The following is a 1738-nucleotide window of genomic DNA, read 5'->3' as shown; positions in this document are numbered from 1 at the left end:
ACGCCGGTCACGCCGCCGGCAGAGCCCGTCCCGACGCCTGAGCCGGCGCCGGCCCCCGCGCCGCCGCCGGCTGATGATGCGCCCGCCGAGCCCGCGCCCGCGCCGGCTCCCGCGCCGGCCGACGACGGCACTCCCGCGCCGACGCCGTAGCCGGCGCTCGCCGGGCGCCCCGAGGGCGCGCGACGCGCCAGCAGCAGCCCTACGGCCCGGCTTCGCCGCCGACGATCAGCTCGCCGGCCTCCTGGCCGTCGACCGTGATCGTGTAGCTGCCGGCTCTCAGCCCCGGCATCCGCAGTGACTCCGTCGCCCCCGCGGCGACCTCGAGCGTCTGCGGCTCAGGCGTCATCAGCTCGACGGCGTGGGCCGCGTCGGAGCTGACTGACAGCTCGATCGCGAGCCGCGCCGGCACCGTGATCCGCGGCGGCGTCAGTCTGCCGCCTCTGAGCGCGAAGACCGCCGGCACGCGAATCGCCTGCTCGCCTCCGCCGCCCTGCTCCTCCTGCGGCGTCGGCGTGGTCGTCGGCGGCGACGGGACCGTCGAGGTCGGGATGTCGGTGACGGTCGGCGGGGGCGGCGGCGTCGCGTCCGGGGTCGAAGCGACCGGACCGGTCGTCGTGGCGGGCGGCGGCTGGGTCGTCTGCACCGCGGCGGTCGTCGACGAGCCGCCGTCGTCGTCGCCGCAGCCGGCGATCAGCGCCGCGGCCGCGAGCGTGGCGAGCGAGATCTGGCGTGCGCGCATGGCCTTCACCCTACCCCGCCGGCGCCGGCGTAGACGCGCATCAGGCGGTCGTAGTAGACGTCGGGAGCGTGCTCGGCTCGAGCGCGCGCGAGCGCCGCGGCCCCCCGTTCGGCGCGCAGCGCCGGGTCGGTCCAGAGCGCGGTCAGCGCCGCCGCCCAGGCGCCGTCGTCGCGCGCCGGCAGCACCGCATCGGCACCGACCAGCTCGGGCAGGCCGCCGCGGTCGCTGCCGAGCACCGGCAGGCCGTCGGCGAGCGCCTCGACGACGCTCATCGGACACGAGTCGTCCGAGCGCGACGGCGCGAGCAGCACCGCCGCGCCCCGCCGCTCGCGTTCCAGCTCGGCCTGCGTGACGTGGCCGAGGAAGCGCACGTCGGCACCCGCGGCGAGCGCGCGCAGCGACCCCTCGGCCGGTCCTGTCCCGGCGACGCGCAGCGGCACGCCGGCGGCGACCGCCGCGCGCACCGCCGTCTCGAACCCCTTCTCCTCGACCAGCCGTCCGGCGACGAGCGCATAGCGACCCTCGCTCGCGGCGGAGTCGTCGGCTATCCGCTCGACCGCGTTGGGCAGCACCGTCGCGCGCGGCAGCGCGAGGCCGAAGCCGCGCAGCAGCGCGAGCTGCGCGGCGCTGACGGCGACGACGGCGTCGGCCTCGGCCAGCAGGTGCGGCTGCTGGCGGGCGATCCCCGCGCCGTAGACGACCGCCTCCGGCAGCGAGCCGCGGCAGCCCAGCCGCACCCCCGGAAGCGTGTTGCGACCGTGGCAGCGCGTGCATCTCTCGCCGTCGCGGAAGGCGACGCCGATCGCGCAGACGAGCCGGTAGTTGTGCAGGTGCAGCACGACGCGCGCGCCGGCCGCGCGCGCGGCCGCGAGCGCGCGCCAGCCGAGCAGCGGATGGACGTTGTGGGCGTGGACGACGTCGGCGCGGTGCGTGCGCACCGCCGCGGCGACCGCCTGCTCGTCGAGGCCGCCGCGCAGCAGGCCCCGCGCCGCGGCCGCG

At 78.5% G+C, this 1738-nt stretch carries 2 protein-coding genes; both read right to left on the bottom strand.

Annotated features, from left to right (window positions below):
• Positions 1-199: 199 nt before the first annotated feature.
• On the bottom strand, positions 200-739 hold the full coding sequence (locus tag R7226_RS31400; RefSeq protein ID WP_318601506.1) for a hypothetical protein: 540 nt from the start codon (positions 737-739) through the stop codon (positions 200-202).
• Between the two features lie 5 nt (positions 740-744).
• On the bottom strand, positions 745-1738 hold a 994-nt coding region (locus R7226_RS31395; protein WP_318601505.1), incomplete at its 5' end, for a glycosyltransferase.

This window comes from Conexibacter stalactiti (assembly GCF_033542075.1).
GTDB classification, from domain to species: Bacteria; Actinomycetota; Thermoleophilia; order Solirubrobacterales; family Solirubrobacteraceae; genus Conexibacter; species Conexibacter stalactiti.
The sequence above is the reverse complement of the archived record's forward strand: the minus strand, read 5'-3'. Positions and strand labels throughout refer to the sequence as shown.

Coding starts and splice junctions, on each gene's coding strand:
- R7226_RS31400 (WP_318601506.1), bottom strand. CDS start 739: ATGCGCGCACGCCAGATCTCGCTCGCCACGCTCGCGGCCGCGGCGCTG.